Consider the following 16,721-nt stretch of genomic DNA (forward strand, 5'->3'; position numbering starts at 1 on the left):
GATTCCACCCAACTATACCAATCAATCCCTTGCCTCATTAGGGTTGAAACTTACAGATGAATAGTACAAAACTTAGGTATTATTCTCACGCCTGAAGGAGCTAGGCGTTTGTCCAACCATGCGCTTGAACACCTTAATGAAGTATGCATCATCGGCAAAGCCTGTCTGAAAAGCGATCTCCTCCACATTCAGTTTGGAATGCAGCAGAAGACGCTTCGCCTGCTCGATCCGGATGTTTTGCAAATAGGCGATCGGTGTCAGTCCGGTTTTTTTACCAAAAACGGTGCTTAGATAGTCGACGTTAATGGATACCAGCTTGGCTAAATCCGCAATCTTGATATGTTCTTTGAAATGCTCCAGCATATATTGAATCACCCGATTCACCTCAGGATGATCTGTAAAACTTACATGTTCTTCCTTCAATTGCTGGATTAGCTTATGTATGACTTGCTGTACATGAACAAGCAGCGACGCATGGCTGATGGCTGAGTCAAGTTCCTGCCGGTACTCCGATTTTCGTCCTGCCAGCATGGCTAGCATATGAACAAGATGGGCAGCCAGTATCTTCACTTCTACATGGGAGAACAAAGAGGCTTCCATGCTCTTCCACATTAAAGCTGTCACCTCGGTGCATTGGCGTTCGTCGCGTGCTTCGAAACGCCGGATCAGCTCTGCTTCCAGCTCTGCGATCGGCGGCAGTTCATGCCGCTCCTTCACCTGACCTCCCATTGAGCCGTACCAATATCCGTTCAACTGATTCAGTGCTAAGCGCCAATCCTGGGACAACTGGCTCAGACTGCTGCCGTAAGCCATTCCAATCGAAAGGTTATGTTTATGTCTGTTTGCACACGCTGCCTTCTTCCCAAAGCTCCAGCAAAAGAAAGTTGTCTGTCCTCCTTCATGGAAGGGTTGAACCAACAGATATTCCTCTGTCTGAATATTCATCTTTTCCGCTGCAGCGGGTACAGCTCCACTCAGTATGGTATAAATTTCAAGTTCTAAGTCGTGGAATTTCTCCGTTATCGCAATTGTTCCGGTCTGATCTTGATCGGACGCTGCGACCGTTCCCCGGATACCCGACCAAATACGGTGATAATAAGGATAAAGTAACTCACCAGCTACGCTAAGCTCCTCAAGCAGTTCTCCCTTAATCCGTGCCAGATTCTCGAGCAGAACTTCATCATTCAAGGAAAGTTTCAAGAGATAGTTGAAGGCCCCGTATTGAAGGGCATCCCGGGCATATTCAAAATCGCTCATAGCCGTCAGCATAATAAACCGGCTGCGGATTCCCGCTTTCCGTGTCTCCTTCAACAGTTCAATCCCGTCCATCCCCGGCATAACAATATCCGCGATCACGACGTCAGGCTTAAGCTCCAGAATAGCCGTAAGAGCTTCCTTACCGTTCCCAGCCTCACCCACAACGTAAAATCCGTGCCGCTCCCATTCCACCGTCTCTCGTAGGGTCTCCCGGACAAATGCCTCATCTTCCACTAGTAAAATCGCCCACATGCCCATCGCCTCCTTCCTGTGAATAAGGTGTTGCTATCAGTAAAGGCAGCCGGAGCCGGACAAGGGTCCCTTCCGCGCCTGAAATAATCTCCATGGAACCTTCCCGCTTAAAAAGCAATTGTAGCCTTTCTCTCAGATTACTCAGTCCGATGCCATGACCGCTACGTCTTCCCGGTTTTAGTGCGGCCGCTTCCATGCCGATACCATTATCCTCCACCTCCAGGATAAGTTCTCTACCCTCCGCTCTCACCCTCACCCAAATCGTGCCACAACCGTCCGTCATGTCAAAGCCATGGACGATAGCATTCTCCACCAGAGGCTGAAGACTAAGTTTGGGAACGAGAGCATGTTGAACCGGCTCATCCAATTCATAGCGGACGATGAAATGATCCCTGAAGCGAAAGGACTGAATGGATTCGTAGGAACGCAGCAGCTTCATTTCTTCTTTAAGGGGAATCAGCTCTATTTCCGAGTTCAGGCTGGCCTCCAGGATTAGCCCCAAAGAAGTGCAGATGCCAGCGATCGCTTCCTGCTTTTCTTTTCTGGCGATCCATTTGACCGTATTCAAGGTGTTCAACAGAAAATGCGGGTTCATTTGGGAGAGCAGCATTTGAAAACGTACCGCCTGCTTCTGCCGCTCCTCCAGCTTAAGCTTGTTAATGAGTGCGATGATATCATCTATCATGTGGTTAAAGCTGTCACCAAGGGAACGCACCTCGTCAGTTGCCCCCTTTCCGATACTGATTTTGACATTCAGCTTCTTGTCCAATGCCTCCTCCATGCTCCGCTCTAAGACAACCAACGGCTTCGTCATACGAGCAGATAGGATGATGGTTACTAGTACGTAGACGATGACCAGAATCGTCAAAAAGAGGAATACGATAAACCTTAATTGCCGGATTTCCTGCTGCAGTTCGCTTAACGGCATTTGACTGACCACATACCAATCCAGATCTTCAAGATAGCTGTAATTGACTAGGGATGAGGAACGTTTATCCTCATAGTGTCCTTCCTTTGCCTGTAGCGACGTAATTCTATGCAACATATCCATACTGAAGGTTGTTTTCTTACTTTGGAGAACAGTCTCTCCTTGTCCCGTAAAGATGGTCAAATCCTGGTTAGCCGGACTATCCTTTAATGTGCTCAGGAACCATTCCTGAATATTGATGCTGATGCGCGCCAGTCCGAATTTTCCACGCAGTGGGTCATCCAGGACTATGTACAGGCTTAAAACCTTGCTTCCTTTACTGCCTATTACGTCATTCCAATCATCCGCCACCCACCGGTATGAATGTGTCCCGCTATGTAGCTTATCCTGCCAATCTTGTAAGGTTTTGAGCTCGTTAGTCAACCGGCCGGCAGGTGCATAGGAGGTGTATACATTGCCCTTCAGGTCGATGAATCTAAAATACAGTTCTGTTTGATGGAAGAAGAAACTGTTGTTGATGCCAAACATCTTACTCTCGATGACTTTCTTTCGCTCAAGGGGATCGTAATTGTCCGGATCGTGCATAATTTGGATCAGGCTCTCGTCCTGGCTCAGCATAATATTCGCCTTATAGGCGAATGCCATCATATCTGTCAAGGACACATGAACCTGCTGCATGTGCTCGGACATCCGATCCATCATATCCTTCTGACGAATCGATTCAAAATGCTGGAACAGATAAAAAATAGCTATGCACAAAGGAATCATTAGAAGGGTGATATAAGCCATGATTAGCCTGTACTTCAATTTGTTCGGAAGCAAATAGCGCCAGTTGAACATCGTGTAGGATCCACTCCCAAAAATGTAGTTGAATGTTCTTATCGTCTGAAGAGTTTCCAGATTTCTCGAATAGGCAAAAAAAACCTCTGTTTCAAGAGGTTTTTTTCCACAGTCAATCGTGGGTATTGGTTTATGGAGTATGGTTAACAATACTAGCCTTGCAGAGCCAGTTCCGATACTTAAGTCAGGCTCATTCATTGATCTTGTGATGAATCTTTCTTTATTCATTCGATTATATCATCTTAAAACGAATCCAGAAGATATAAAACTTGTTGATTCATATAACGATTCTTGGGAGTTGCAGAACTGCAGACAGGTCTTTGTTGTCTGCTATTCGTATACGCGAATCTCGAAGATCTCGGCTCTCGGGCAACCGTTCGTCGCTTCTACCACAACGCGGAGACGATCAGAGGAAACCAGCTGATCTAATGAATGGACAACTCTTCGTTTTCGGTTGTCTCGGCCTTCGGCAACGGTAATCCATTCGCCATCCACATCAACCTGCAAAAGGTAATCCTTGACCAGTTCAGGAATTGTTTCGAACGGTGTACGGTGATGATGAAGATTGATCAGATCCTCGTTCACATCGTCGTTAAATGTGATATGCACCGTGCTAATGTTAACTGGTGCTGGCCAATTGAGCTCCAGCCACTCCGGAGAGTCTTTCCGAAGCGAGTCTGACGACCACAGATGCGGCCCAGCAAACGGTCGGTGATATCCGTCGATTACCTTTTCCGCTGCGTATGCTTGCGTTGGCGAGAGGAGGCGGAAGCAGATCGGTTTGCGGTTAAATGGACGCATATTCCACTGCACGACCGGCTGACTTGGCTGTTGATCCCCGAGATTAGGGGAAACAATGGGGCGCTGCCCTTTCGCAAACGCAAGTACACCAAATTGTTGCTCATTAGACAGATGTAAGGCAAGCCGTTCGTTGGCTTTGACCACGAGGAATGCGTTTTGTGGGGTGGCCGGCTTCCAATGGAGGTTCACGCTCACATATTGTCCTGTGCCTTTTGCTACCGGAGTCAATGTCGCCAGTTGTTTCGTATGCGGGACATAGTTTTCACCGCGACCGGTGTCCCATAGCTCCAGCTCCAATGTCGTGTTCTCTGCCGCATCGACGAGTAGAGCGATTCCTTTCAGCTCCGGGTCGACCGGCAAAATCAGGCCGGTGTCGGAAGCAAGTGGATAGGTTTCGATCGGCTTCTCCACAACTAGTTGCGTCAATGTACTGGAAGCTTTTAATTTCGCGCTCCGTGCCAAATCGGTCACATCATCATTGCGTAGACCGATGATGGACGCACCTTGGTGAAGCAGTGTTTGCTGAAGTTCACGTAGATGAGTCTGGTATAGCTCACGTGGGACGACCCCTTTCTCAGCGCATAATGCAGCCCCAGTGCCGGCAGCCTCGCCGATGACGGCACATGTAGCCATGACACGGGTCGTTCCGAAAGCCACGTGCGATGCGCTGATGTTGCGGCCGGCCATGATCAAATTGTTCACGTTGACAGAATATAGGGAACGGAACGGAATATGATAGACTCCGTCTGCATGCAAATGCTTGGAGCCACTTTCAGTCGAATACATCCCTTGTGGCGGGTGCAAATCGATAGACCAACCACCGAAGGCCACACCGTCTTCAAACTCGCGCTGAGCAACGATATCGTTCTGGTTGAGCATATAATCACCAATGAAACGACGGTACTCCCGCTTGCCTGGAATCGAGCCCACCCACTCCAGCGTCATGTTGTCGGCATTGAAGTTGCCGGAATTTTTAATATAGTCCCATAAGCCATAGATCACCGCCCATAACTCGTCACGGATACGTTCGTTGTCGAGAACCGTATCCATTTCACCGCCCCACTCGATCCACCAATAAGCGCATCCATTATCGCCACTGCGGATGACGCGCGTCATCGGAATGGTCGTCTTCGTGATATCCTTCGCAAAACTTGGCGGTATAAACTTGACCTGATGGCCTGCATCCTTCGTATAGAAGAACATTGTACTTCCCAGTGTAATGTCATCCGCAACGGGCGGTGCCCAATCCTCGTTGTACTCTTCCCTCGCTTCTCGGCCGATACGATGCTTGGCCCCGGCCAGAAATCCAACCAGTCCGTCGCCCGAGCAGTCTAGAAACATGCCACTTTCAAAACGAATACGCTGCTCTGACCCCATCATCCAACCGGTAACTGAACGGATGACCCTATTGTCTGTATCGCCGTCAGCTTCCACCTCATGAACATCGGTATTCAAAAACAAGCGGATATTGGGCTCTGCGCGAACCGTTTCAAGGAGAACCATATCCCAAATATATGGATTCCCGTCGATATTGCAGTACTGGTTTTCAAGAAAAAGCTCACCCATTATGCCGGTTTCTCGCGCATACCGATTCGTTCCGTGAGCGGTAGCCCCGCACACCCATACACGTACCTCGCTGCTTGAATTTCCGCCTAGCACAGGACGATTCTGAATAAGTGATACGGACCTGCCCAAACGGGCTGCAGCAACAGCTGCACTCACTCCCGCCAAGCCGCCGCCGACAACTGTAATATCTGATATGATAACTTCCTGTCTCATGATTGAACATCTCCTTTTAAAGAACTATAATATCCATGATTTCATCGTATGCTATCAACTTTTCAATTTCCATGCACCATGTTACGATAAGGTATATACTTTATTTCATAACATTGGTGGCGATAAAATGCGAAGTGACTTTGCGATCCGGCTAGTGACTCACTTTTATTGGGACAAGAAAGAGTCGTTTGCTCTCGACCGGGATATTTATTCCTATTGGACAATATTGGCTGTGGAAGAAGGCCGATTCACTTACCGCATTGAAGATCAAGAAGGCGAAGCAGGGTTCGGCAGCTTGGTGGTCTGTCCTCCAAACACCTGGTTTCATAGGAAGACACTTGAGCCTTTGACCTTTCACTTTATTCATTTCACATGGAACACGGAGCCTTCGCTTGAAGAGCAGCGCTCGTTGATTGGCAATCTGATGATCGCGGACATCGAACGCCTGTGCTCCGACTACCGCTACTTGCGACTAATTGCGTTGGAACAGGATAAGGCCGCAATAGAGCGAAAACAACACCTCGTAAGCGATATGTGGCGTTTGTACGAGCTGGAGAGGAACGTGCCGAAGGAAATAGGGTTAACAGTGGTGATTGCTGATGAGGAGATGCGGAAGGCGGCCCACTTCATCACCGCCAATATTTTCGGTCCGGTCGATATGAAGAGCTTAGCGCTCTCGCTACAGCTTACCCCGGTGCAGTTGACGAGACGTTTTCGTGCGGCTTACGGAATGACCCCCTCTGAATATATGACTCGGCTACGGCTGGACAGGGCTAGCAAATTGCTGCTAGAAACAGAGTTTAGTATCGACAAAATTGCGCAGCTGTGCGGATATGAGAACGGCTTCTATTTGAGTCGTATATTCCGGAACAAACGGGGGATGCCCCCTTCACAGTATCGTAGCCTGCCTCGCGTCTAGGCTTAGATCGGACGGATGAATTCTCTTGCACAAGCAATTTAGGGTATATGGGGATAATGAATACAATGCAGTGGTAACATCAGTTAATATAAGAACGACAATCGGACCATAAGCTTGGCTCTTTTCGATTGAATAGAAAACCGCGATTTACGCGGAAATTAATCGGTATATGTTGTTGTCGCTCGACAACTGGATCTTGTTAGGTTGTTTCTCTTTCAACTATCCTGCCCTTGGGACTTGATCCCGAGGGCCATAATGTTCACCTCTATCTCTCATGACCATAAATAAAACGGACTGCCTTCAGTAGACTACACTGGAGTTGGTCCGTTCTCCATCTAATATCCGACGCCTTCTCCCTCATCCGGGTGCAATCCTGCTTGCTTCAATTCCTTAGCTAGGATTTCTGAAGCACTACTACCTGTTCGTGTAAATATCACTCAGTTGAGAGCCTTGAAAGATTAGCATTTTGCATAGTTCAATACTAAATTCCAAGAAATAAAAAAGCCGAATGGATCGTTCTCATCCACTCAGCTCATAGGTTTATTTTACAATAATCTGTATAGTATCACTTTCCGTTGTTCCACTTCCATTCATAAACTCACAGCGATATTGATAGATGCCAGGCGATTTCCCTGAAATTTGTGTAGTGGCCGATTGAGCTCTTGGTGTTTGTGAAGATAAAGATTGCGTTTCAATAAGTTCGCCATTTTCATATAATCGATACTGTGTTGCGTTCGTGCCCCACCACATATTAGCAGTAATGTTATAGTCCCCATCTTGATCCCAGTTGTCACTAGACAAAACAGGTTTGCCGGGCTTCGCATCAGTCACGGTGACGGTGTGTGGATCACATGAAGTCGTTCCATACAAATTCGATAACTCACATGTATATACATAGGTTCCATTCGGCTTTCCTTGAATAGGAATAATGGAAGTCTGGGCAGCTGGCGAAACATCGCCCAGTGACTTCGTTTGGATCAATTGGCCATTCTCGTACAGCTTATACAGTGTGCCATTGTTTCCCCACCACATATTCATCGTAACCTCGTAATTGCCATCATGTAAGCCTGTCGCAACACCGCTATTATTCGATAGTGTCGGTTTGCCTGGCACCCCATTTGCAAGCAACGGCGGACTACTGGAATGACGTTCGAACTTGACTGCATCAGCCCTCGTATAAATCATATCGGCAGGTAGAGTTGGTGGATCTACCGTTGTCGGACTAACCCTGGTTAAACGAACATACTCACTGCCGTCTCCAGTAAAGTCGAACGTTCCAAGATTAACCCAACCCGACGAGCCAACGGTTGCATCGATATACGTGACCTCGGTAACCGACTGATGCTTCACTTCCACTTTGACATAATTGTCATTTGCCGTCGTATGGACGAGCTTGTAGATGGAGACCGTATATTTCCCCTCTGGAAACTGTCCTTTCCAAGTCGCGGATGATCCTTGAACGGTAGAGTAACGGGACTTCACACCAATTTTGTATCCGGCTAAATTGCTTTGGCTCCAAGACCCTTCTGTCGTGTACAACCCAGTCGTATTCGTGCTGTCGACAATAACCGTTAATTCCCTGATCGCAATTGTCAAAGGCGGTGTTGTTAAGGTCACCCCGTCAATCGTTACAGTGGCCCATACCTCAATGTGATCCTTTTCCCCGTCGAGACTTAGAAGGGTCAACAAACCGCTACTGTCCACTTCAGCCAGATCGGTTCGATCAACGAAATACTGCACATTTGCCTGTGATAGATCACCAATCAGACCATTATCCAAATAGCCGGTTACGCTTAGTTGTGCGGTTTGAGTCATCTGCAGTTCGTTCCGATTCGACAGGATCACCGCAGACTCCAATTGCGGTATCTTGTTCGGGTCCACCCACATCATCGCATCGGCAACTACCCGTGACTTATTGGCCTTATTGGTTAATTCCACGTACCCACTATCGCCTGCTGCAAAAGGATAAGCACCCAGGTACACCCAAGTCCCATTGGCCGCTGTCTCATCTACGGTAACCGTCTCGGAGCCTCCGCTATAATAAACGGTAAATGAGGCATTCGTTGCCCAATTTTCACTAGCAGCGGTTATTTGCGGAAGCTTATAGTACACACTGTAAGTAACACTTTCCGGCAGCTCAGGTCGCCATTTAATTCTACTTGTCGCTGTGCCGGCAGTCGATTTGGCATACACATAGTTATCATAGTAATAGTCGTTAGCCGTTGTATCCCGTATCCAGATCCCTTCTGTCTCTGCCTCCGTATTATCCACAATGATGGATGAACCCTCCTGCCAATCCGGTTGAGCTGGAGTTTCGGTTACCTGATCAGGCAGAAAGAGAGTCCGCTTGCGAGTCTGTTTCCCGTCCGATTCCACATAATAAGTGAAGGCTTGGGATAAATCGTTTACCCGTATCGACCATTCCATCGGATAGATCTTATCTGGAATAGTTGTATACGTAGCCCCGCCATCCAAGGAATAATGGATCGTCGCTGGTTTCGTCGTTTTTGCCTGCACATAAGCATCGTAAGCCGTTTCGTCGGGCTTGACGATCAGCATGCCTTTAACCGCATCTATTGGACTGTGGATATCGAAGAAATAGCTTGCATCCGATGTTTCAGCAGTTCTGACCTGGTGCAGCGGCACTTCAATGTTGAGTCCTTCCACTATGATAGCGGTTATTCCCTTGCTTGAAACCGTGGCTTGAATGATTCCGCCACTCATAACCGCTTGCTCTGGTGTGCCATTGTCGCGGATGATGGTTACGGTATAATCTTGTGCCGGGTTGAACCCAATGATTTGCGCATTCAATTCGATCGGAGTCTGAACTTCAGCTGCCGATTCGTTGCTTAACCCGATGTAGAATTTATTCCCGCTCTCTCCCGTTATCCAATTCAATTGAGAATGGTTGGTCTGAATTATCCCCTTAGGCATCCAGAGCCAAACGTTGGAATTACCGTAAAAATGACCTGGTTTATTTCCATAGAGGTGATATTTGAACCATAGAAAATTAGTTTCAAATACAGAAGGAAATGTAATACTTCCATTCGATTTCAACGATTGCTCGCTGATCAAATAATCCATCGTTTGCCCGAGCTGTCCCGGTATATGGTGATAATAGATGGATGTAGCCCCGCTTGGGCCTTCCAGAGGAAACTCCGGTTCAAGTTGACTAACGGCGAAGCCCTTATAGTAATAACCTGGATAGCTCGAATATCGTCCGATGACTGCATTATGAGCAATATCCTGCAGCAATTTATCGCCTGTATAGAGCGACAATCTCAGCATGAATGGAGCTTCCTGAGCATTCATCCGATAATAACCAGTTGTACTTCCCGCTTCAAACGTCAATCCATTGGGAGAGACAAGCAAACTATCCGCTTGTACGCCTCCGGCTACATCTTCTGGGAGCTTGAACCGAGGATATTGATATTTACCACTTTCCGGCCAATGGAACGACTCCGCGTAATTATACGTCTCAGGCTGCGGAATCGTAACGGCACCTTCAGGAACCGGACGAGCAACGAACATAGTTGCATACCGTTTGGCTTCTTTATAAGCAGCATTCAAGTATTTGATATCCTGAGTTTCCTCGTAAAGCTCCAAGATCTCCATCCACAGCTTGCTATAATAATAAATGAACTCATTTTTACTCACATTTACGGATGCAGGCGTATCAATATGCTGCATGATATAGCTGTCGGCTGCATCCTTGGCAGCCTGTAAATACTGCGCATCTCCCGTCATACGATACATCATCAGGGGCTGAATGACAGGACCCCGGTCTTTCTGGTCAGGATCACGCACGAGGTACTCTTCCTGTGCCAGCGCTCCAATTCCTGCCGTAGTCCCCATCATCTGATTGACAGCGGCTACGCTTGAAAAATCAAACGGCAAGGTTGCCATTTTCCATAACGACGGCACACCGTATACTGGCTTCTGCGTCGGCGACCAGCCTATACCATTTCGCGATAAGCCATACTGGACGGACGGCAATGCTCTCGTATCGTAAAGCTGGTCATCCCCAGTCAAATAGTAAGCCCCCAAAAGAACCGCATTCGAGCTTGTTCGAACACTATCCTCGTTTTCGATGTCAATAAAGCCCTTGGCACGGCTCCACCATCCGCTGGGTGACGGGACATAATCAACAGAGTCATCCCCTTGCGGCTCTATCTTAAGTAAATCGATCATATTGAACATCGCGTCAGTAAGCGACTGATCTGATACATTTTCCCGGTATGCGGAATAACCGTACTCATTGCGAAGAATATCCGCGTAGGACTCATACAAATTGCTTTTTTGAGCGATTAGTCCCATATGAAATTGATAAGTGCTTTCTGCGGTCATTTGCGAATAAGTCCCTAATTGAGGAGCATACAAGATTGGCTGCACGCTGCCTTCGTTGTTGACAAGGCTCATGCCAAGCCTTTGTTTCGTAACACCTCCCGTCGGTTCAAATTCAACCGGAAGCTCATCCGAAGGTACAAATACCCCATACGTCAATGGATTCCCCGAACCGTCATTCTTCTCAACCAGACTCATTGGAGCACTTAGCTCCCTTAAGCTTGTTGATTCCACCGAACCTACCATTTTGGCGTGTGACCTGAAACCATTTAACACTTCATTGATGCCAGAGATTTGCTCAGTTGTAAAAGACTGATAGCCGATCACATAATTACCATCCCGGCGGGGTGTAAAGTCGAAGGAAACATCAGGTTTGTCCCCTGACATGGACCAGTTCACTTGTAAATCATAATCGCTCCCATGTGAAGAATCGGTTAATATCGCCGTGTGGCTGTCAGGGAAATTAATCTCGTCGAATGTAATCCAGCGTTTGTTCATCGTGTCGTAGTAATTGGTTAGACTCCCCGCATTCCCATCCAATAAGACCCATTGCTCTTCAAGTCTTTCCGCCACATTATTGACAGGCACCCAGTTCCCCGTATCCGTGTCCTTGTAGAACATATCCCGAACGATGGATTTGCCACCATCCCAAGCTGCCTCATAGAAGGTTACTTTGTAGCTGGCATTCTCGATGCTGCCTTTTTCCGTGTAACTGAGATTCGCCAATGTACGGCTGCGCAGCGGAGGCAACGGCGGAGCTTGCTGCCGGATATTCCCTTCAAACTTGACCGCATCGGCCCGCGTAATGATCTTTCCGGTCGTAGGTTGCGTTCGAGTCAGTCTGACAAATTCGCTATCATCACCACTGAAATAATAGGACCCCAAATCAACCCATCCGGCCGATGGGCCCGACGAGGGCCTCAGATCCATGAACATGACATCCGTAACCCCATTGTGAACAATTTCAATTTTAACATTACTGTCTGCTTTATCCGCCCAATCAAGTTTGTTGAAAGAAATTTTCGCCGTTCCTGCTTCCAATCGCGGATTCCATGTGATGCTTCTTCCTACTGCATCGGTAAATTTGGAACTGGAATTATTATATCCCTTCACTCCCGTACTTGTAGTCCAATAAGGAGCGGAGAACCCGTTATTTGCGTTATCTACATCAGTGGTGACGACATCATCAATCGTGATGCTTCCATCATCAATGATGATCGTCTTATGCGGCTCTTTTTGCTGAATATTCCCTTCGAACTTGACCGCATCAGCTCGCGTAATTATCGTGCTGGTTGTGCTGGTAGACCGAGTTAATCTAACGAATTCTTTACCATCTCCGGAAAAATAGTATTCTCCCAAATCAACCCATCCCGCAGGAGCACCAAATGAAGGCCGCAAATCCATATAGAGAACATCAGTCGTTCCATTGTGGACGATTTCAATTTTCACATTGTTATCTGCTTTATCTTCCCAGTTAAGTTTGTATAACGAAATTTTCGCCGTTCCCGCTTCCAATCGTGGATTCCAGGATATCGCTCTGCCTGCTGTACTCGTATATTTAGAACTGGAGTTAGCATATCCCTTCACCCCTGTACTTGTGGTCCAATTCGGAGCTGAATATCCGTTGTTCTCGTTACCCACATCAGGTGTCACAACATCATTGATCGTGATGCTCCCGTCATCGATGATAATCGTCTTATACGGTAAGGGCTCCGCGTATGCGGTCCTTATTCCGACTAGGCTGAAAGGAACTAATATCGTCACGATGAAAACGATTAAGAAAAACAGCTTCCTTTTTATCATACAACTCACAGCCTCCCTTGTGTTGATAACGCTTTCAAAATAATGTTGCCCTCCTTTGTTCGAAGATCGTATAGAAGCAATTAGCCTTATCCTTCTGACTAAGCCCACTCTGTCGGTTTTATCATAGCATGTTACAGAACTGTGAAATTTGTTTAATTTTAAGAATTTCTTATAAGATTTTAAGCAAGAAGAAACGACTTTGTCGTCCTTTAAAAAAGAGACCTACATGATAACTGCCCGCTCAACTGCAGTCAGTTATCATGTAGGTCTACCAATTGTACAAAGTCTAATGATTAATTATAATGGCGGCTGCACTAATAACAACTTTCCAAGCTGAATCACCGTTTGATCATACCAATCTGGATGCTGCCGAACATGCTCTCTACTTCGTTCATTGCCGCATGCTTCAAACACGGCCGCTTTGTCTGTCTTCTCGGTATCGATTTCAAAGCGAACCGTATGTTTTCCATTCGAAAGCTCCGGCAAGAATACATACTGATTTCGATTATGATCGTTGTGTAGTGTGAATCGATCGATAATAAAGGGTTCCCCACCATCCACCGACACCTTCAATCTGCCAGAATCAGGCCCCCCGATATCGAATAACCCGATATGGGTGCCCTCGAACTGCACCGTGATAGCCTCTCCAGGATCGACTGCTCGCCATAGGCCGGGGAACAACCAATTGTACTCGCGCACTAAAGCAAAATCATCGGGCGTCATGTAAGACCATCCTGCGGAAAAAGTAGTAAGACTATCCAGTGACAGCATGGTCGCATACTCCCAAGGATTAGCCGGAACCAACGGATTCTGAGGTAAGTGATGTACTAACCTTCCCTGATGACCTCTGAGTTCGATAATTGCCTCAAATGACCGGGTGATCGTATCCGTGTAAATCTGGTGTCCTTCGGGAATAGTCGGATGGATCGAATCATGCGTAAAAACAACGGCTCCAGAAATGGACACGTCTTCCCTTGAGGTAAAAACGAGTTTTCCCTCCGAAACCAAGTGACTGACCGCTACGCCCAGATGAATCGAAGGAATACCATAATAGTCGGCCACTTCCTCTTGCATTAGAGCCCCCTTCTGGTATTCCCCAGACTGAAATAAGGCCACATCCCGCTCCTTCAGCGTATAAACGAACAGGATATCGGTAAACCGGCTCCGCTTGCGGATCTGACGGACAATCCCTTCGATCCGCGCCTTGGATTCGGGATCTCCGCCATCGTTACCGACAAATTCAACAAATACTAGATCAGGCCGATGACGCAGTACATCTGTCTCCAAACGGGCACAACCCAAATCCGATCCTGTCCCATTAATGCCTGCATTCACAGTGCGGATATCCGCCTTAGGATATTTCTCACGAAGCCAATCCGCCGTCATGACCCTGTAGCCTTCAGAACGGGTATTACTGCCGCCGAAATAGACGATTGTTACGGTATCCCCATTTTCCAATTTCTGAATTATATTGGGGAGCCCATTACGTGGGAATAATTCCTTCATCGTTACTTCACCTGACCTCATTTATCAATTTTAGGAGCAAACAATTTTACTGCAAACACTTCAAAATAAGGCGAACCATACGTTGCGCAGAAATTAATCCGGATTCGGGTTACATGTTTCGCATCCACCTTATGTTTATTCAACGTGAGATAATTCCCACGAGTTATGATTGTCCTCTCGGTTCCGTCTTCTACGGTCAAGGTCATATCATAATCTTGGATAAGGGACTCGATCGGGTCGTTGAAATGCTCCAAATCCAACTGTGAATTGAAAACAAGATGGATTTCGTCTACATTTTTGGGGCTTGCAAAACAGAATTCCAACCATTCCTGTTCTTCCGTACGTTCAGAAATCCAGCCGTTCGGTAGACCATAAGGTCTGGAGAAGCCGTTGACGACATTCTCGGGATTATACATACTCTGGGACGGTAACAGATCCTTGAAGCAAATGCTCTTATTGAATTTCTTCAGCCTGGACGGCTCTTCCGGCCTATAATGGAAGCTGACCGCTCCTGTTATTTTTTCTTCATTGCCGTAGACGGCAAGGCTCGCCGTACCTTCCAATACGATGTAGATTTTGTCGTCAGCCGGTTTCTTGCAGCCCAAATTTAGCGTAATCCAGTCGTCATGACCGGCTGCAATAACCAAGCGGTAATCTTTCAACTCGCTGGTGGGAATGTAGTTTTCCTTCCGTTCCCCGCCAAACAGCTTTACATGCAAAGTTTCCGAATGCTCGGACCTATTTTTAATTTTGATCCGTACACTTTCAGCCACGGATGTCTGAATCGGCAAGACCAAACATAACCCTTTCTCCAAGGGAATCTCTTCGGTTGGATGAAGATTATCATAGCTGCGCTGAGACGAGGCACGAATAGTTAATCCGTCAGCGAAGTAAGGATTCAATTCCTCTTGAAGCCCTACAATCGTTTGGCCATCTCGAAGCAGCAGCGCCTGCAGCTCCTCCATATGAGATTCGACTATGGCCGCGGGGTCTATCTCATACTTCAAGCATAACGAAGCAGCCGTTCCAACCGCCTGCCCCATACAACCGCAGGTTGCCATTACCCTAGTAGATCCGAAAGCCACATGGGTAGCACTTATGTTGCGACCAGCAAACATGAGATTAGGAATATTTCGTGAATATAAACTGCGGAAAGGGATATTGTACAATCCTGGCACGAAATTCCATGCTGTAGCTGGCCCCTCATCGTAGATGCCCTTATTCGCATGTAAATCCATATACCATCCACCGACGGATACAGCATCTTCGAAATGCGGCTTTGCTGTAAGATCGTTCTGAGACAACATGTGGTCCCCTATGAACCGCCTCGACTCCCGCTTTCCAGGAATCGGGCATACATAATCCAAGATGAGATTGTCTACATCATCAAATTCGCCGCTATTTTTGATATAATCCCAAATCCCGTACACCAATTTCCGCAGTTCCAATGCGATGTCTTCATTATTCTTGATAATATCCATATGTCCACCGTATTCCAGCCACCACAATCCGCCAAGCCCATTGATTTTTCTTGGTAAAGCCCGATGGTTTAAGCCTTTTCTGATACTATCGAAAAAAGCCAACTTCGTAATATCATACGCAAAGCCAGGCCTTTTGAATGGAACGGAATATTCTACGTCACGGGCTTGAAACAGGATCGTATCGCCCATGGTGTAATGGTCCGCCACTTCAGGAGCCAATTCTTCCATGTATTCATGCTTCGCTTCTCTCCCCCAGCGGAAGAGAGCACCTGCTTGATATCCGACAACTCCATCTCCGGAGCAATCAATGTAGGTTCGGCTTTCGAAACGAAATTTTCTTTCGGAAGCCAATTGAAGGCCCTCAACCCATTTAATTCTGCCGTTCTCCATGCCCGTTTCATGCACGCATGTATTCAGAAATAGAGAAATGTTAGGCTCAGCATAAACCATATCCAACAAGACCGTATCCGAAAGCGAAAGCATAAGCTTCTTGTTGTATAACGGATTATAGTGAAAAATATTCAACTTGAGTTCTTCCACCAATCCGCCCTCGCGTGCATAATAGGATGGACTGTTTCCGAGATATGCTGACCCGTTTATATGAACCCGGACCTCGCTGCTCGCATTTCCTCCAAGAATCGGCCGATCATTAATAAGTGAAACCTGCAGCCCTTGGCGTGCGGCAGCAATGGCAGCGCATATCCCAGCAATACCTCCGCCTACGACGGTTACATCTGCTTTAATAAGCTCCATTTTGATAACCTCCATGATTATATCCTTCTATCATGGTAAGCCTTTTGATGACCTTTTT

The 16,721-nt window shown here is 47.0% G+C and carries 7 protein-coding genes; 1 reads left to right on the top strand and 6 read right to left on the bottom strand.

Annotation, left to right across the window (positions count from 1 at the left end):
- Window positions 1-72: 72 nt before the first annotated feature.
- The 3 genes from NSQ29_RS11320 to NSQ29_RS11330 form a co-directional block, all read right to left on the bottom strand.
- A complete protein-coding gene (locus NSQ29_RS11320) occupies window positions 73-1,509 on the bottom strand; it encodes a response regulator (protein WP_341125074.1) in 1,437 nt (478 codons plus the stop codon).
- On the bottom strand, window positions 1,481-3,505 hold the full coding sequence (locus NSQ29_RS11325) for a cache domain-containing sensor histidine kinase (RefSeq protein WP_341125075.1): 2,025 nt from the start codon (window positions 3,503-3,505) through the stop codon (window positions 1,481-1,483). The genes NSQ29_RS11320 and NSQ29_RS11325 overlap by 29 nt, the downstream gene beginning before the upstream one ends.
- Before the next feature lie 102 nt (window positions 3,506-3,607).
- Window positions 3,608-5,857, bottom strand: coding sequence for an FAD-dependent oxidoreductase (locus NSQ29_RS11330; protein WP_341125076.1), 2,250 nt, complete (start codon window positions 5,855-5,857; stop codon window positions 3,608-3,610).
- On the opposite strand from NSQ29_RS11330, the gene NSQ29_RS11335 reads away from it, so the two are divergent.
- The gene (locus NSQ29_RS11335; RefSeq protein ID WP_341125077.1) at window positions 5,856-6,776 is read left to right on the top strand and encodes a helix-turn-helix domain-containing protein; all 921 of its coding nucleotides are present in this window, start codon (window positions 5,856-5,858) and stop codon (window positions 6,774-6,776) included. The genes NSQ29_RS11330 and NSQ29_RS11335 overlap by 2 nt on opposite strands.
- Window positions 6,777-7,316: 540 nt before the next feature.
- Here NSQ29_RS11335 and NSQ29_RS11340 read toward each other — a convergent pair.
- The 3 genes from NSQ29_RS11340 to NSQ29_RS11350 all read right to left on the bottom strand — a co-directional run bounded on the left by NSQ29_RS11340 (window position 7,317) and on the right by NSQ29_RS11350 (window position 16,678).
- Entirely contained in the window at window positions 7,317-12,923 is a 5,607-nt protein-coding gene (locus NSQ29_RS11340; protein ID WP_341125078.1) for a golvesin C-terminal-like domain-containing protein, read from the bottom strand.
- A gap of 297 nt (window positions 12,924-13,220) precedes the next feature.
- Window positions 13,221-14,429, bottom strand: a complete 1,209-nt coding sequence (locus tag NSQ29_RS11345) for a GDSL-type esterase/lipase family protein (RefSeq protein WP_341125079.1) — start codon at window positions 14,427-14,429, stop codon at window positions 13,221-13,223.
- A 17-nt stretch (window positions 14,430-14,446) separates the two neighbouring features.
- Entirely contained in the window at window positions 14,447-16,678 is a 2,232-nt protein-coding gene (locus tag NSQ29_RS11350; protein WP_341125080.1) for an FAD-dependent oxidoreductase, read from the bottom strand.
- Between the last annotated feature and the right edge of the window lie 43 nt (window positions 16,679-16,721).

It is taken from the genome of Paenibacillus sp. FSL F4-0236 (assembly GCF_038000135.1).
Classification (GTDB): domain Bacteria; phylum Bacillota; class Bacilli; order Paenibacillales; family Paenibacillaceae; genus Paenibacillus_AQ.

Excerpts from the sequence above, each read along its gene's own strand:
- NSQ29_RS11320 (WP_341125074.1), bottom strand. The coding sequence starts at position 1,509 with ATGTGGGCGATTTTACTAGTGGAAGATGAGGCATTTGTCCGGGAGACC.
- NSQ29_RS11325 (WP_341125075.1), bottom strand. The coding sequence starts at position 3,505 with ATGAATAAAGAAAGATTCATCACAAGATCAATGAATGAGCCTGACTTA.
- NSQ29_RS11335 (WP_341125077.1), top strand. The coding sequence starts at position 5,856 with ATGATTGAACATCTCCTTTTAAAGAACTATAATATCCATGATTTCATC.
- NSQ29_RS11330 (WP_341125076.1), bottom strand. The coding sequence starts at position 5,857 with ATGAGACAGGAAGTTATCATATCAGATATTACAGTTGTCGGCGGCGGC.
- NSQ29_RS11340 (WP_341125078.1), bottom strand. The coding sequence starts at position 12,923 with ATGATAAAAAGGAAGCTGTTTTTCTTAATCGTTTTCATCGTGACGATA.
- NSQ29_RS11345 (WP_341125079.1), bottom strand. The coding sequence starts at position 14,429 with ATGAAGGAATTATTCCCACGTAATGGGCTCCCCAATATAATTCAGAAA.
- NSQ29_RS11350 (WP_341125080.1), bottom strand. The coding sequence starts at position 16,678 with ATGGAGGTTATCAAAATGGAGCTTATTAAAGCAGATGTAACCGTCGTA.